Origin of the sequence: Erythrobacter sp. JK5 (assembly GCF_018205975.1) — a bacterium.
Lineage (GTDB): Bacteria > Pseudomonadota > Alphaproteobacteria > Sphingomonadales > Sphingomonadaceae > Erythrobacter.
The window spans coordinates 1,320,607-1,334,802 of record NZ_CP073577.1; the positions used below are offsets into that span (position 1 = coordinate 1,320,607).

A 14,196-nucleotide genomic window follows, 5' to 3' on the forward strand; every position below is an offset into this window, starting at 1 on the left:
AGGAGGGTCAAGATCATGTTCTACGCAGCAACCACATCGTTCAAGGCGCTCTCAGCCGGTGTTCTCCTTGCCATCGCTTCGCCGGCTCTGGCCGGGGGCGAGGTACAGCCCCAGGGCTTCGAAGCGGCGATCGGACGGGCCAAGTCGCTGATGATGGCAGACTCGGCTGCGGCGCTTGAACTGGCGCGCCAGGCCAAATCGCTGGTCCGCAACGAGAATGGCGCCGCGGCGAAGGATCGCCTGACCGCGCAATGGCTCGAAGGCGAAGCCCTGATGCGGCTGAACCGCGGCGACGAGGCGGCCAGCGCGATCGAATCCGCGCTCGCCCTCGCGTCGAAGGAATTCCAGGAAGACAAGATCCACGCGGACCTGCTGCGTTCGGCCGCCTCGCTGAAGGCGCGCGCGGGCAAGTTCGGCGAAGCCCGGTCGTTCTTCTCGATGGCCTACGACCGCTATGAGCGGCTCGGTGACGGACGCAGCCAGGCAATCGTGCTGCAGAATATCGGTTCGCTTTACTCGCACGCCCGCGATTTCGAACAGGTCCTGCATCATTATCGCAAGGCGGAAGAGGTCTATTCGGGCGACGTGGCGCTGTCGCTTTCGGCGCACAATAACATCGGCAATGCCCTCAAGGAGCTCGGCCGGTTCGAAGAGGCCGAAGCGGAAATGACCGCGGCGCTGACGCTGGCGGGCAAGATGGGGAGCCCGATGCTCGAGGCTCGCATCCTCACCAATCTCGCCTCGACCCAGTATCTGCGCGGTGCCGATCAGGAAGCGGAGCAGACCGCAAACCGGGCCATGGCGATCGCAGACGAACACGCTGCCGACTGGACGCCGTTCATCCACGGGGTCCTCGCGCAGATCAAGCTCGGTCAGGACAACCTGGACGACGCCGCGAACCACATCGCGCTGACCTTCGCCAACCAGACGCTCAACCAGACCAACGCACTGTTCCGCGATTTTCACATCACCGCGTCGGAGATTTTCGCCCGCACCGGGAACGCGGAACTGGCCGCGATGCACGCCGCCGCGCTCGAACGCATCGACGGCAAGGCAAAGGAACTGCGCCTCTAGTCACTGCCCGGATCGCTTTCTCGGCGACATGATCCGACCCTGGATACATCGCCAGAGCCAGCGACCGGGTCGCGATCGACAACGAACGCCCCGGGACTGACGGTCGCCGGAGCGCACTTCGAGAGAACACGCTTCTTTGCAGATAGTCCCGTCTCGTTTGCGGCAAGTCTCCCAATTTCCCATCGGTATTGCAGAAGGTCTCACCTCGATCATGTGATGGCTGCGCCGAACTGTGGCGCGGCTTAACGAGGAAAGACTATGACCACCCGACTTTGCGTGTGCCTCAGCCTGCTGGCTTCGGCCATGGCTGCTGCAGCCCCCGCGCACGCGGAAAATTTCGAAGGCCCGTTCGTGGGCGCCGCGATCGGCTACTCGCGCGACGACATCGGACCCGATCTCGGCGACGGCGACACGATCGATGCCGAGCTGGACAGGGATGCCGTCTATTTCCAGGCCTTCGCGGGATACGACCACGCGATCACGGAAAAGGCCCGTATCGGCTTCGAGGCAGCGTTCGGAATCGGTGCGGAAGATGATCTGAGCCTCAGCGATGCGACCGGCTCGATCGAGCTGGATCCGGAATACACGTTCGAATTCACGGGGCGTGCGGGCTATCTCGTTGCTCCCAACGCCCTGCTCTATGCCCGTGGCGGATACCAGAACAGCCGGGTCGAGGTGCGGCTCGAGGAGGCCGGTTCGCCAGTCTTCCGAGACAAGGACAATGTCGATGGCTGGCTCGTCGGCGGTGGCCTCGAATACGCCTTCGGCAGCAATCTTCGTAGCCGGATCGAATACCGCTATTCCGATCTGGGCAACGATGGTGCGGAGTGGGACCGTCATCAGGTTCTGGCGGGCGTCCTCTGGAACTTCTAGGTTGCGAACGGGGCCGGCCCTGGCTGGCCCCGTCCGTTGCTAGCGACAAACGGGAGCAGAAAAGTGGATTTGCTAAGTGACATTCTGGATTCGCTCTCCTTGCAGGGGCAATTCTATTTCAGCACCTGTTTCAGTGGCCCCTGGTCGATCGGTGTACCCACGCACCCTGCAGCGATCAGGTTTCACTATGCGTTGCAGGGTGAATGTTACGTCAGGGCCGGAGACGCCCGGCCCGTGCATCTGCGCCAGGGGGATATGGTCCTTATCCCGGCCGGCGCTTCGCACGCCATTTCCGATACGCCGGAGCGTAAGCCGGTCGAGCTCGAGACGGTGCTGCAGGATGCGGGCTATACCGGCACCGGAACGTTGATCATCGGCGAAGGTTGCGAGCATGCCGCGACACAGCTCATGTGCGGGCACTTCAGTTTCGCGGATGGAAGCGACCATCCGCTTCTGCGATCGCTGCCCGACATCATTCATGTCAGCGCCAGCCTTCGCAGCTCGACCTTCTGGCTGGACGAGGCGCTCAGGCTGATGGCCAGGCAAATGGCCGATGCCAATCCGGGATCGATGGCTGTGGTGCGGAGAATGTCCGAAATCATCTTCATCGAAACGGTCCGGTCCTCCGCCTCGCAATCGCCGGAACTGGCCGGGCTCATGGAGGCGCTCAGCGACCCCAGGATTTCGCGCGCCATCGCAGCGATGCACCGCGATGTCGCCTCCCACTGGACGGTCGAAGCGCTGGCGAGCGAAGCGGCGATGTCGCGCAGCCGGTTTGCCGCGCGGTTCCAGGAACTGGTTGGCTGTGGCCCCCTCACTTATCTTGCCGAATGGCGGCTGCAAAAGGCACGCGGGATGCTGCGCGAAGGGCGGATTTCGGTGCAGGAAGTCGCCGGACGAATCGGCTACCAGTCACCCGCCGCATTCACGCGGGCCTTTGCCAACATGTTCGGCGAGTCGCCGTCCAGTTTTCGTGCCCGGCCTGCGGCATGAATTTGCAGATCGTCCAAAGCACTTACCCGGAAATCCCAATCTAGGCCCGATACATTGCCCAAAGGTCTCATCCAGCGCATCTCCTCTGTGTCACAACGACAAACAAGGAGATACCAATGCAACGCATCGAGGCCCTCTCTCTCGAGACATCGAACGACGAACTGAACGAGCTTTTCGGCGCCATCCGCCAGAAGATGGGCGGTGTGCCGAACATCCTGCGGACAATGGCGCAATCGCCCGCAGCCCTGAAAGCCTATCTCGGCTTCAGCGCCGCGATCGAGACCGGCCGCTTCACCGGCCAGCAGCGCGAGCTCGCCGCGCTCGCCGCGGCGAGCGAAAACAGCTGCGATTACTGCGCTTCCGCGCACACCGCAGTGGGCCAGATGGTCGGGCTCGACCAGGCCGACATGCAACAGGTCGTCGCGGGCGGTGATCTGGCCGGCAAAGACGGCGCGATCGTCGCCCTGACGCGCAAGATCGTGAACCAACGCGGCGTTCTCAGCGACGCCGACATTCAGGCCTTCCGCGATGCCGGGTTCGATGATGGCCATCTGGTGGAACTGGTGGCGCTGTCGGCGCACAACATTTTCACGAACTATTTCAACCATATCGCCGCGACCGAGATCGACTTCCCGGTCGTCCCGACCAAAGTCGCCGCATGAGCGAAGACGTCGGCATGGCGTTTCGGGAAGTTGAAGCCGGCGCAGCCGCCCAAGCCGAAACCGCCTGACGCCAGGTCTGCATCACACCGGCGGCCGAACTGCAAACGGCCGTCCGGACGGCGGTGTTCCTTGAGGCTTGACCCCCGCCTCGCACCTTACCCTGTCCAGGTGAGGAACACCGTCGTCCACATTCTTCAGGAGTAACACCCATGAATGTTCTCGATCACGTCAGTCTCGGCGTTACCACGATTGACGACGCCCGACGCTTCTACGATCCCGCTATGGCCGAACTCGGCCTCAGCTGCCTTGCCGCAAACGAAGCGTTCGCCGCCTACGGCACCGACACCGTCCAGTTCCTCGTCATGGTGCCTGCCGACGGGCAGAAATTCACGCGTGGCAACGGTACGCACATCGCCTTTCGCGCCGACAGCGCCGATCATGTGGAAGAGTTCTACGCCGCTGCCCTCGATCACGGCGGAACGTGTTCGGGCAAGCCGGGACCGCGTCCCGAATACCCGGCCAACGATGTATTCGCCGCCTTCGTGATAGACCCGTTCGGGCACAAGCTCGAAGCGATCCATAATGGCTTCAACGGGTGAGGATTGACCGATGAGCCAGGCTTACCATTTTCTCGCCCTCGCAGGCATCGCGACCGTATTGATGTGGGTGCCCTACATCGTCGCGCGGCTGTTCGTGTGGGGTCCGCTCAATTTCCTCAGCAATTACCCGGCGGGGTTTCCGGCGACCGAACCCGACCCGCCGATGTGGGCACAACGGGCGAAGCGGGCACATCTCAATATGGTCGAAACGATGCCGGCTTTCGTCGCGGTCGTTGCGGCCGCCGCGTTCCTGCCCGGCGAGACCGACGGCGAGGTGATCGGATTCTGGGCAATGGTCTTTTTCAACGCCCGCATCGTGCACTACGCGGTCTATACGCTGGGAGTGCCCTATCTGAGGACTCCGGTTTATCTGGTGTCCTGGGCGGCGATCCTGATGATCGGAATTCAGGCAATCTGACTGCGGTGGCTCCTGCGAAACCGAGGGATGCGAACATGGCCGAACGCGATGCGAGGGACGATGCGGAACTGGAACTGTCGATCCGGCAGTGCCAGCTTTGCACCACGTTGCCGCTCGGCCCGCGCCCCATCTTTCAGTGGGACCGGAAGGCTCCGATCCTGATCGCCGGCCAGGCTCCCGGTCAGCGGACGCATCAGGTCGGGGTGCCGTTTCACGATCCCTCGGGCGATCGGTTGCGGGATTGGCTGGGTGTCGACGAACCGACCTTCTACAACCCCGAATTGTTCGCGATCGTACCGATGGCGTTCTGCTTTCCGGGCACGGCAGCGCGGGGGGATCTGCCGCCACCCCCGATCTGCGCGGAAACCTGGCGTGAGCGGCTGCTCGGCCGGATGGAAAACCTCCGGCTCACGATCATCGTTGGGAAATACGCTGCCGCATGGCACCTCGACCATACGGCTCCGACCTTGACCGAACACGCGGCCCAGTGGCGCGAGACGTTGCCCCACGCGATCGTGCTGCCCCACCCAAGCCCCAGAAACAGGATGTGGCTCAAGCGCAATCCCTGGTTCGAAACCGAAACGCTCGTGGCGTTGAGGGCCCGGGTTCGCGAGATCGTTTCGGGAGAGGACTGAGTCAGCCACCCGGGCGAACCCGGCGATCCGTAGCCCGTGCGGCCAATCGACCGGATTGCGCAAATCGCATTACCGGCTTGGGGAGAACAGCCGAGAACCGGATGTCGAGAAACATGTCGGCCGACGCGCGGTTGGCAGGTCCCAGGTTCTGTTTGCGGAGGAGGGACGCCAACTTATGCGGATTCGGCATTGGTAGCGGAGGAGGGAAATACAGGGAGCCTATAACATGTTGATTTACCTAATCAATTTTTTGAATCACCTTGCAAATACCCCCATCAATACCCCCAAAATCGGACAGATGAGATAAAGCGCCTTTGGCAAACGACGACATGTTATTCGTAGTGACAGGTGAAAGGAGCGTCGGCCGTTTTCGGGCCGATCAGAAGGCGAAACGCCAGGTCATGAACCATCCGCCCGATCGTACATCGAGGACATGTCATGGTCTGGCATGGACGGCATATTGTGGCCCGCATGCGGATCGGGTGTGTCGCTAGGCTTCGCATTCATCGGCGGGGGAGTGGCCGCAGGTGACGGCGCTACTACCGGAGTGCTCGCCGGTCGGTCTGGTTGCCTACCGGCAGTCACAGCTTCACCCGACCGGTTCGTGTTGGCCTCTCCAACGGGAGAGGCAGCGTTGTCTCTTTCGCCTTCGCCAGGACCTGTGCTCTCGGTCGACGGGGCCGTATACAGTGGCAAGGCTTCAGCTTCTGATGAAGTGTCCTGCGTCTGATCACATGCAGCGAGCCCTAGCCCCAGTGCCGCCGCAGCAAGGGGGGCAACAAACCCGTTCCGATTCGATCTGCGCATCATTCTATCCTTCCAAGCTAGGAGATACCAAGATGATTGGCACCGTGCGCAAGCTCGCCGCCCAGAAATCCCTGCACCAGCACTAGAGCGGCCATGGCAAAGATTGCGGCGCGAAGCGCGGTCCGGCTCGCGGAAGCACGGCTCGCCAGATAGGCCATCGCCAGACCGAGGACCGCGATCAGCATCCCGTTCCATCGATGGACCTGCATGACGGCATCGCCGCCGAACCAAAGGCCGGTGTGGATCCATCCGAACAGGACTGCGACGACTGCGCCGATTGCTCCGCCGTAGACGAGTACGCGCACCGCGCTCTCAAGCCCTGCATCTTTCCGGCGCATGACGAACAACTCGGTGGCAGCAGCCATGAGAAACAGGGCGATCGGGAAGTGGATGGTCGCCGGATGCAGTTTTTTCAGGACGGCGATGACGCCGGAATCGCCCTCATCAGCATGGCCACCAGCGTCGTCATGGCCTCCACTTGCTTCGTCGTGCCCGGCTGAGGGCTCGCCAACCGCTCCGCCGTCGCCCATCTGCGCCATGGCCGCCTGGTCGTGCGCATCGCCATTCGCGGCGGCAGGCGCGGCGCTCGTCTCTTCGCCGTGCTTTTCGTCGCCATGAGCCTGAACTGGTCCGACGAAGAGCAAGCTGGCGGCCACGATAGCCATGAATTGTATTCGTTTCATTCTTTACGGGCTCCGGTCTTGGCGATGGTCGTGCAACCTATTGTGTCTGTAATGCTCTGCGAACCTTCATCTCTTGCGGTGATAGAGCGCGGCGATCGTCGACGCGTGAGGGTTCAAATTTTACTCACGAGATGGTCGGGCCTCCTGCCTTGCACCGCGCCCTGGTAAGAGTGTGGCCAGGCTCAGGCACAAAGCGAGAGCCCGGCCACCGCCTCCTAATCGTCTTGCGCCATGTTCTCGTGAGCCGCCATCTGCTCCATCATGTCATGCATCATCATCATGTGCTGGTGACAGGCCGCCATCATATCGGCGTTGTCCCCCTGCATCATGCCCGCCATGTGTTCCTGCATTTTTGCACGATGTTCGGCCATAAGCCTTTGGCGTTCGGCAAGATCGCTCGCCGCGTGGGCCTGCTGCAACAGCGCGCGCATTTCAGCCATCTTCTCGCGGTGGGCCGTCATGGCCGCCGAATCCTGCATCATATGGCCAGCGTGTGACTGCTGCTGCGCCGCCGCTTGATCCCCGTGGTCATGCTGTTGCCGGGCCATTGCCGGGGTGGTTGCCAGGCCGGTGGCGAGCGCGAAAGCTAGAACTGTCAGTTTCATGGTCGATTTCCTTTCGTCGGTCTTCCGGTGGATGCTGTGTTCATTCATCCTCTTTACGCAGCCGCCATCTCTTCCCCTCAAACAATCCGCAGCAGCGGTGGGGCTGGTGGGCCGAAGCACGGCCGGTTGCAGCGGTGCTGTTTTTCGGCCACCTTTTTGAGAGAAGCCGATAACGACGAATGGGGAGTATCATGGTGCCAGCAGAGCCGTCGGAGAAGCAGTCGTGAGCACGGTCAATGAGAACGGTAGCTGGGATATCCCGGAGCCCGATCATGCCGATCTGGTGCAAATGCGCATTCGCCTCATTACTCTCGAGAACATAGTTCTTGGCCTTTTGTCCGGGGCGAGCGATGAACAGATCGAACAGATTAGGAAACGTGCGGACATGATCGAACCGCGCCCCGATGCGAGCCGGCACCCGCTTACCGAACTGGCAGCAGGTGACATGCGGAAATTTCTCAAACGCGCTGCTCGCATGGCCGAGTCGGAGGGCCGCGAAAATCATGACTGATCCAGGCTTTGGGGCAGCGAAGGCGCTATGCAGGAAGTGGAAATCCGGCCGCTTGCTATTTGCTGGCGCAGATTATTCCGGCGTACCTGCAGCATGACCAGAACCCATTGGCTGATCCTTATTTGCGGGAGCCTGGTCGCGTTCGTCTGGGAGATTTTCCAGATGCCATTCTTCGAACCGGGTGATCTCGAACCCTTCGAGCGGACCATTCGCTGCGGCATTGCAAGCCTGGGCGATGGCGTGATCCTGCTGACAGGTTATAGCCTTGCAGCACTACGTGGCGGGCACGCATGGCTCTGGCAAGCCGCCAAAATGCCCTATGCGGTCTATTTCGGCTTCGGGCTTGTCGTCGCAATCGCCGTCGAAATGATCGCCACATCGCTTCCGGCAAACAGTTTCCTGAGCTGGCGCTACAGCGAGTTGATGCCGCACGAGCCAGTGACGGGACTAGCGCTGATCCCGATCGCGATGTGGACGGTCGTGCCGGCGCTAACGATCCTTCTGGTCCGCTTTGCCCGAGCCGAACCTGATTAAACTGGGAGCGGCTTCAGGGTGCATTCGGCACATGTTTCGCCCGCCGCCTGATCCTGGGAAACCGGTTGGCAAGCAGCACGAAGCCCGAAACCGCGATGATTGTCCCGCCGATCCCGAACAGTAGCAGCCACCAGCTGTTGATCCGGTCGCGCTGCGTCCAGTCCATGATATGCAGCCCCCAGACAAAGTCAAACAAGCGCCAGGTGTCGCTGCGGGCAGCGAGCACCGAGCCGCTCGATGCATCGATGTAGACGCGGGTATTATCCTCATCGCCGTAAGTGATTTGCCACGCCGGGAACGGACCGCGGAATTCGGTCCCGACTGCGTCTTCCACGAAAAGTGTTTTCGCTATGGTGGTTCGCGGCCCGGTCCAGGCACGTCGGGCGATGGCCTGTGCGCTCGCAGCGGGAAGAGGCGAGAGGAGCATGCCGCTTTCCGGATCGCGGAGCGTGACGCTTCCATCTTCCCGACGGACCTCGGTCACGGCCCTGCCGCCGACCGCGCGCGTCGCAAGGGAAACCACCCCCTCGCTGCTATCGAGCCATTGGGGCATGACAGCATCAGCGGGCAGGACCTCCGGCGCGCGCGAAACGACATGTTCGGACCGAACCTCTTCGATGTCGAGGAACGACATCAGCGCCCCGGTGGCCATCCATAGTAGCACCTGGACGCCGACAAAGATCGCCAGCCATTTGTGAAACTTGCTGCCCAGCACATGCAGACGCAGCTTGAAAGAGCGAGTCGCCAATCGGTGTTCCCCCGATCAAATCAGTTGTTACGCGGCGCTCGTGACGACGAATGGTACTGAACGATCTTCCAGCCATCCGCATCATGGGCGAGCACCGAGGTCGCAACGCCTTCGCGGTCGATCACGCGGCCGTCGGCAAGTTCGATCCGATAGGTGTACGTTTCGCGGCCATAAGCCATATGTCCCATCCGGGTGACTGCGAGCGTCGGTTCGCCGAAGGTGAAGCTGGTTATTGCGTCAAGTTCCGGTCCCAGGTGATGCTCCATGTAATGCGTGAAGCTGCCTTCCGCCTTGCCGTTTTCGTAAACGAAGGATTCCTCGGCAAACAGCGCGGCCATCGCCTCTGCATCGCGCGCTGTAAGGGCATCGCGATATGAGGTCAGAACCGCCTCGGCTCCCGTAACGTCATCGTTCATCGCAGCCATATGTTCGGCATGGTTCATGTCCTGGCCCGAATGGTCCATCGGCATCGCCTCGGAATGTTCCGAATGCGCCGAATGGTCCATGGATTGTGCCACGGCGGGAGTGGCACCCGCGGCCAAGGCCAGGGCGACCGCGCTTAGAGATAGTCTCGTTCTCATTGTATATTTCCTTCTCTTAAAACCAGAATCGCAAGCCCACGATGTAATTCGTCACGCTCGGGTCTTCACCTGCAGCGCGTGCAAAATCGGCGCTCTGACCGATCCGCCATTCCTGCGAAACGCCGACATAGGGCGCGAATTCGCGTGCGAACTCGTAGCGAAGACGCAGACCTGCCTCGATCCGGTCGAGGCCAGCGCCAATGCCGAGTTCGGGAATATCCTGAGCGGAAAGTGCGATTTCGGCACGCGGTTGAAGGATCAGCCGCTGCGTGATGCGCTGATCAAGCTCGCCCTCAAAACGCGCCGTCACATCGCCTTTGTTCGATACGAACGCTGCAACGTCTACCTCGAACTGGTAGGGAGCAATGCCCTGTATGCCAATGACCGCATGGGTCCGCTCGGGCCCTGTCAGATCCTTGCGGACACCGGCTTGGAAATCGAAGAAGGGCGCGATGGCGCGGCTCCAGAGCGCCTGGACCTCGGCGCCCTCGACTGGCTCACCGAAGCTGCCTTCACCTTCGGACTTGAACCAGAACTTGTCGATATCACCGCCATAATATCCCTGGATATCCCAAAGATATCCATCAGCTCCTTCGCGTGCGCGATACTCAAGCCGGTCGCCCTGAAACCAGAAGCGCATCCCGCCGTCGGTCTCGCGGACAAGTTCGCGCCGCGCTTCGTTCATGGCTTCCTCGCCCCAGATCGCAACCGCCGCGCGCGCGGGACCGCTCCCGGCTTCGGGAGGAGGCGGCAGCAGCGGGATATCGTCGTTCGAGCCCATCTGCATCGCCGAATGGTCCATGCCCTGCATGTCCTGCGATCCCGTCTGCCGATGGTTCATCTGGCTGTGATCCATCTGCCCATGGTCTGTCGACGAGCTGCTGGCTTCCGCCTGCCCCATGTCGCCGTGATTCATCTGCGAATGATCCATCGTCGAATGGTCCATCGCAGCTTCAGGCTGGGCAGTACGTTCGCACGCCCCCTCTGTTACCGGATGCCCCATCGCACGATGGCGCGCGGCTTCCTCCTCGCACTTTACCTTGGCGTCAGCCTGCGCCTGGGCGCTCTGCTGCGGCTCCGCCGGCGAGTGACCGGCATGCTGGGCTGCGGCGGGCGAAGCGAGGACTGCACCTGCTGCGACGGAGGCGAGGAAGCTGAAATTGAAAGTCTTCATGCTTCGCTCCCGTCCGGATTGGCAACCGTGACGATCTGAAACATCCCGGCATGCATGTGGTAGAGAAGGTGGCAGTGGAAGGCCCAGTCGCCCGGCTCGTCCGCCGTCAGGTCGAACTGCGCGCTGCCACCCGGCTGCAGGATAACTGTGTGCTTGAGCGGTTGACGGTCGGCCGGGGCGCCATTGACCAGCTCGAAGAAGTGCCCGTGCAGATGGATCGGGTGCGCCATCATCGTGTCGTTGATGAGCTTCACGCGCACGCGCTCGTTATAGGCGAAACGGATCGGCTCGTCGGAGACGGCGGAAAACTTCTTGCCGTCAAACGACCACATGTAGCGTTCCATGTTCCCGGTGAGATGGATTTCCATCCGCCGCGAGGGAGTCCGGCCCTCCCGATGAGGTGTCAGCGAGCGGAGCTTGCGATAGTCGAGCGTGCGGTGAGGGACATCGGCGAGGCCGATGCCGGGATCGCCCATTCGGTCGACCGGGTTCATCGAGACCATGTCTAGCCCGGGTCCGACCTTCACATCGGGAGGCAAGCGCGAGATATCACGCATCTGCATGCCTCCCGCCATTCCGGCCATGCCCGCCATATCCGAATCGCCGGACGAACCATGGTCCATTCCCGCCATGTCACCGCCACTGCTGTGGTCCATTCCGGTCATGCCGGCATCGCCGCCGGAGCCATGGTCCATGCCGCTCATGCCCATATCGGCCATGGTCAGCAGCGGGGGATCGCGCAGCGGAGGTATGGCGGCGCGCGCGCCGGGTGTGCTCGCAAGTGTGGCAATACCCATGCCGGAGCGGTCCATGGACTCTGCCACCAGCGTGTAAGCCTGTTGCTCGCCCGGCGTCACGACGACATCGTAGGTTTCGGCAACGCCGATCTGGAACTCGTCGACCTCGACCGGTTCGACATCCTTCCCGTCCGCCTGCACGACAGTCATCGGCAAGCCGGGAATACGGATATTGAAGAAGGTCATGGCTCCGGCATTGATGAAGCGCAGGCGTACGCGCTCGCCGGGGCGGAAGAGATATTCCAGGTTGTCGAGCGGGCCGTGACCATTGAGGAGGTAAGTGTAGGCAGCGCTCGACACATCGAGGATGTCGGTCGGCATCATGCGCATCCTGGCCCACATCCGGCGGTCCTCGCCCGAAAGCGAATAGTCGTCGGTCCAGGTGCTCTGGTTGTAGTTGAAGTAGCCTTCGCCCTTCTTGAGCTTGTCGAAGATCGTGTGGGGCGACATATCGCTGAATTCGCTCAGCACCACGATATATTCGCGGTCGGCCCGCACCGGATCGGGTCCGGCGGGATCGACCACGATAGCGCCGTAGTGCCCGGCCTGTTCCTGCAACCCGCTATGCGAGTGCCACCAATAAGTTCCTGCCTGCCGCACGGGAAATTCCGCTGTGAATGTCTCGCCTGGTTTGACGCCGGGAAAGCTCACGCCGGGTACACCGTCCAGTTGGAACGGCACGAGCAGACCGTGCCAGTGAATTGAGGTATCTTCCTCGAGCTGATTATGAACGTTCAACCGCACGGTCGTGCCCTCTTGCAAACGCAACAGCGGACCGGGGATCGTGCCGTTGACGGCGATGGCGCCGCCGCGCCTGTTACCCGTCGCGAAGGCAGAACGTGCGACGGTGAGGTCGATATTCGGCCCCGCTACCTCGTCCAATCCTTTCCTAGCGTTACCCGCCAGGATGTCCGCACCGCGCGCCCAGGCCGGCATGGCACCGGAGAGACCAAGCAGGCCCAGCCCGCTAGCACTTGTTCCAAGGAATTTTCGGCGATTGAGGGCAGGCATAGGGGGCTCCTGAAAATGCGTATACCGTCACATACGCGGTCAGCTGCCCTACCCCTCAAACTTTTCGAACCGCTCCTTCAGCCGGTTGCGCGCACGATAGATGCGCGTCTCGACGGCTTTCTCGGTGGTGCCGAGCAGCTCGGCAGCCTCGGCCTGGCTGTACCCCTCGACAGTGACCAGCACGAGCGCCTCTTGTAGGCGCACCGGCAAGCGCCCGATTTCGGCCTGGACCAGCCGCAGCTGTTCGCGGGCTCCGGCAACATTTTCGGGATTAGGGGCATCGTCGGCAACGGCGTCGGCTTCCCGGCCGCTCGGCAAGCCAAGGAAGCCCGCAACTTTCCTCCGGCGAAGCTTGTCGCGGCACTTGTTGAGAACGATTGTCGTCAAATAGGGACCGATGGGCTTGCTCGGGTCGAGGCGATGCCGTGTCAGCCAGACCGAAGCGAGACCGTCCTGGACGACATCTTCGGCCAGCGATGGTGAACCCAGCATACGCGTGGCAAGCGCGATCAACCGGGCGATCTCATGTTCGACGAGAGTTGTGAACGCCCGCTTGTCACCGGCTATTGCCCGCCCGATCAGCGCTGCGTTCGAAGTGTCATCCACCGCTGCCAAGGCTGATCAGTCACGCGGATCGCGCGTGAGGGCCGCGGACACTTTCCGGTCGAACTGGAGCTGCTGATCGGGATCGAGAATTTCCCGCATATCGAAGACGTGCCGCACGGTCGCTTTCTGCAATTCGCCCATGCGCGCATGCACCTCGTCGATCGCGGCACTGACTTCGGGTCCGTATTCGTGCTCGGTTTCCATTGCCTGGGCGAGCTGTGCGTTGGCTGCGCGCGCAGAGGCTTCGAGCCTTGCCTGTTCTACCGCGAAACGCGCTTCGAGCGCATCGAGCCGCTCCTCCTGGTCAGCCGTGAGCGAGAGTTCATCGTGCACGAACTGGTGCAGGCTGTCCTCCGCATCGTCGTTGGACCAGCGATCGGCGGCAAGCGCTCCGAGGCATCCGGCGAGCGCCGCCAGCAGAACCGCGAGGACAAGGTGAAACTTCTTCAACGCCTATGATCCCACATGAAGCAAAGCAGCGGGTGACAGGGATTCTCCGCCAACGAGGCTCTCGCCAACAATTTCTGTAGGAGCGCCATATTCGGAAGGCCATCCGCTGGTCCCTGCGCCAGCTGCCAGCCCGACGACAAACAGACCGGCGAACAAGGCCATTCTGCGTCGCTGATCGACAATTTCGCCAAGCTGTCCCGCGCGCTGCCAGACGCCGTTCATGAAGTCGGGCGGCACGTCGCCAGCCTTCTGCGAGGCCATGGTGCCGAGCATCGCATCGAGTGTCTGATTTTCACGCATCCCTTGCTCCTGTCGGTTGCACGGTTCCTATACGCGACACTTCGCGCAAACCCTCAAGTTTCTTTTTTGAGGGCTGCGGGTTGGCGACGCGTAAGAGGAGATATCTGTAGCAACAGCGGTATGTACCAGCGTCGA

The 14,196-nt window shown here is 61.8% G+C and carries 18 protein-coding genes; 9 read left to right on the forward strand and 9 right to left on the reverse strand.

Annotated features, from left to right (window positions below):
- Positions 1 to 15: 15 nt before the first annotated feature.
- The 7 genes from KDC96_RS06430 (at position 16) to KDC96_RS06460 (ending at position 5,254) form a co-directional block, all read left to right on the forward strand.
- A complete protein-coding gene (locus KDC96_RS06430; RefSeq protein ID WP_212451677.1) occupies positions 16 to 1,074 on the forward strand; it encodes a tetratricopeptide repeat protein in 1,059 nt (352 codons plus the stop codon).
- 258 nt (positions 1,075 to 1,332) lie between these two features.
- The gene (locus KDC96_RS06435; protein WP_212451679.1) at positions 1,333 to 1,947 is read left to right on the forward strand and encodes an outer membrane protein; all 615 of its coding nucleotides are present in this window, start codon (positions 1,333 to 1,335) and stop codon (positions 1,945 to 1,947) included.
- 63 nt (positions 1,948 to 2,010) lie between these two features.
- Positions 2,011 to 2,940: an AraC family transcriptional regulator gene (locus KDC96_RS06440; RefSeq protein WP_212451681.1), complete on the forward strand. Its 930-nt coding sequence runs from the start codon at positions 2,011 to 2,013 to the stop codon at positions 2,938 to 2,940.
- A gap of 116 nt (positions 2,941 to 3,056) precedes the next feature.
- Positions 3,057 to 3,602, forward strand: a complete 546-nt coding sequence (locus KDC96_RS06445; RefSeq protein ID WP_212451683.1) for a carboxymuconolactone decarboxylase family protein — start codon at positions 3,057 to 3,059, stop codon at positions 3,600 to 3,602.
- Positions 3,603 to 3,811: 209 nt separating this feature from the next.
- On the forward strand, positions 3,812 to 4,201 hold the full coding sequence (locus tag KDC96_RS06450; RefSeq protein WP_212451685.1) for a VOC family protein: 390 nt from the start codon (positions 3,812 to 3,814) through the stop codon (positions 4,199 to 4,201).
- Positions 4,202 to 4,211: 10 nt separating this feature from the next.
- On the forward strand, positions 4,212 to 4,619 hold the full coding sequence (locus KDC96_RS06455) for an MAPEG family protein (RefSeq protein WP_212451687.1): 408 nt from the start codon (positions 4,212 to 4,214) through the stop codon (positions 4,617 to 4,619).
- Positions 4,620 to 4,654: 35 nt separating this feature from the next.
- The gene (locus KDC96_RS06460) at positions 4,655 to 5,254 is read left to right on the forward strand and encodes a uracil-DNA glycosylase family protein (protein ID WP_212451689.1); all 600 of its coding nucleotides are present in this window, start codon (positions 4,655 to 4,657) and stop codon (positions 5,252 to 5,254) included.
- An 824-nt stretch (positions 5,255 to 6,078) separates the two neighbouring features.
- Here the strand turns inward: KDC96_RS06460 and KDC96_RS06465 are convergent.
- On the reverse strand, positions 6,079 to 6,726 hold the full coding sequence (locus tag KDC96_RS06465; protein ID WP_371815538.1) for a DUF2231 domain-containing protein: 648 nt from the start codon (positions 6,724 to 6,726) through the stop codon (positions 6,079 to 6,081).
- A 233-nt stretch (positions 6,727 to 6,959) separates the two neighbouring features.
- On the reverse strand, positions 6,960 to 7,349 hold the full coding sequence (locus KDC96_RS06470; RefSeq protein ID WP_249171950.1) for a hypothetical protein: 390 nt from the start codon (positions 7,347 to 7,349) through the stop codon (positions 6,960 to 6,962).
- Positions 7,350 to 7,572: 223 nt separating this feature from the next.
- Here KDC96_RS06470 and KDC96_RS06475 point away from each other — a divergent pair, with 223 nt between their 5' ends.
- Both KDC96_RS06475 and KDC96_RS06480 read left to right on the forward strand, forming a co-directional pair.
- Positions 7,573 to 7,860: a hypothetical protein gene (locus KDC96_RS06475; RefSeq protein ID WP_007163866.1), complete on the forward strand. Its 288-nt coding sequence runs from the start codon at positions 7,573 to 7,575 to the stop codon at positions 7,858 to 7,860.
- A gap of 27 nt (positions 7,861 to 7,887) precedes the next feature.
- Complete coding sequence (locus KDC96_RS06480; protein ID WP_249171951.1) at positions 7,888 to 8,394, forward strand: hypothetical protein; 507 nt, start codon at positions 7,888 to 7,890, stop codon at positions 8,392 to 8,394.
- A gap of 13 nt (positions 8,395 to 8,407) precedes the next feature.
- On the opposite strand, the gene KDC96_RS06485 is transcribed toward KDC96_RS06480, so the two are convergent.
- From KDC96_RS06485 to KDC96_RS06515, 7 genes are all read right to left on the reverse strand, one after another.
- On the reverse strand, positions 8,408 to 9,142 hold the full coding sequence (locus KDC96_RS06485; RefSeq protein ID WP_249171952.1) for a PepSY domain-containing protein: 735 nt from the start codon (positions 9,140 to 9,142) through the stop codon (positions 8,408 to 8,410).
- Positions 9,143 to 9,162: 20 nt separating this feature from the next.
- Complete coding sequence (locus KDC96_RS06490) at positions 9,163 to 9,660, reverse strand: nuclear transport factor 2 family protein (RefSeq protein WP_249171953.1); 498 nt, start codon at positions 9,658 to 9,660, stop codon at positions 9,163 to 9,165.
- A 79-nt stretch (positions 9,661 to 9,739) separates the two neighbouring features.
- The gene (locus tag KDC96_RS06495) at positions 9,740 to 10,897 is read right to left on the reverse strand and encodes a copper resistance protein B (RefSeq protein ID WP_212451695.1); all 1,158 of its coding nucleotides are present in this window, start codon (positions 10,895 to 10,897) and stop codon (positions 9,740 to 9,742) included.
- Positions 10,894 to 12,705 (reverse strand): copper resistance system multicopper oxidase, encoded by a 1,812-nt coding sequence (locus KDC96_RS06500; RefSeq protein WP_212451697.1) that lies wholly within the window; start codon positions 12,703 to 12,705, stop codon positions 10,894 to 10,896. The genes KDC96_RS06495 and KDC96_RS06500 overlap by 4 nt, the downstream gene beginning before the upstream one ends.
- Before the next feature lie 48 nt (positions 12,706 to 12,753).
- Positions 12,754 to 13,320: an RNA polymerase sigma factor gene (locus KDC96_RS06505; protein ID WP_212451699.1), complete on the reverse strand. Its 567-nt coding sequence runs from the start codon at positions 13,318 to 13,320 to the stop codon at positions 12,754 to 12,756.
- Between the two features lie 6 nt (positions 13,321 to 13,326).
- A complete protein-coding gene (locus KDC96_RS06510; protein ID WP_173214117.1) occupies positions 13,327 to 13,761 on the reverse strand; it encodes a periplasmic heavy metal sensor in 435 nt (144 codons plus the stop codon).
- Positions 13,762 to 13,764: 3 nt separating this feature from the next.
- The gene (locus tag KDC96_RS06515) at positions 13,765 to 14,061 is read right to left on the reverse strand and encodes a hypothetical protein (protein WP_173214115.1); all 297 of its coding nucleotides are present in this window, start codon (positions 14,059 to 14,061) and stop codon (positions 13,765 to 13,767) included.
- Positions 14,062 to 14,196: the final 135 nt, after the last annotated feature.

What these genes read in the sequence shown, in the direction of transcription:
- KDC96_RS06445 (WP_212451683.1), top strand. Translation starts at nt 3,057, where the DNA reads ATGCAACGCATCGAGGCCCTCTCTCTCGAGACATCGAACGACGAACTG.
- KDC96_RS06465 (WP_371815538.1), bottom strand. Translation starts at nt 6,726, where the DNA reads ATGGCTATCGTGGCCGCCAGCTTGCTCTTCGTCGGACCAGTTCAGGCT.
- KDC96_RS06430 (WP_212451677.1), top strand. Translation starts at nt 16, where the DNA reads ATGTTCTACGCAGCAACCACATCGTTCAAGGCGCTCTCAGCCGGTGTT.
- KDC96_RS06500 (WP_212451697.1), bottom strand. Translation starts at nt 12,705, where the DNA reads ATGCCTGCCCTCAATCGCCGAAAATTCCTTGGAACAAGTGCTAGCGGG.
- KDC96_RS06460 (WP_212451689.1), top strand. Translation starts at nt 4,655, where the DNA reads ATGGCCGAACGCGATGCGAGGGACGATGCGGAACTGGAACTGTCGATC.
- KDC96_RS06495 (WP_212451695.1), bottom strand. Translation starts at nt 10,897, where the DNA reads ATGAAGACTTTCAATTTCAGCTTCCTCGCCTCCGTCGCAGCAGGTGCA.
- KDC96_RS06515 (WP_173214115.1), bottom strand. Translation starts at nt 14,061, where the DNA reads ATGCGTGAAAATCAGACACTCGATGCGATGCTCGGCACCATGGCCTCG.
- KDC96_RS06435 (WP_212451679.1), top strand. Translation starts at nt 1,333, where the DNA reads ATGACCACCCGACTTTGCGTGTGCCTCAGCCTGCTGGCTTCGGCCATG.
- KDC96_RS06470 (WP_249171950.1), bottom strand. Translation starts at nt 7,349, where the DNA reads ATGAAACTGACAGTTCTAGCTTTCGCGCTCGCCACCGGCCTGGCAACC.
- KDC96_RS06450 (WP_212451685.1), top strand. Translation starts at nt 3,812, where the DNA reads ATGAATGTTCTCGATCACGTCAGTCTCGGCGTTACCACGATTGACGAC.
- KDC96_RS06480 (WP_249171951.1), top strand. Translation starts at nt 7,888, where the DNA reads ATGCAGGAAGTGGAAATCCGGCCGCTTGCTATTTGCTGGCGCAGATTA.
- KDC96_RS06455 (WP_212451687.1), top strand. Translation starts at nt 4,212, where the DNA reads ATGAGCCAGGCTTACCATTTTCTCGCCCTCGCAGGCATCGCGACCGTA.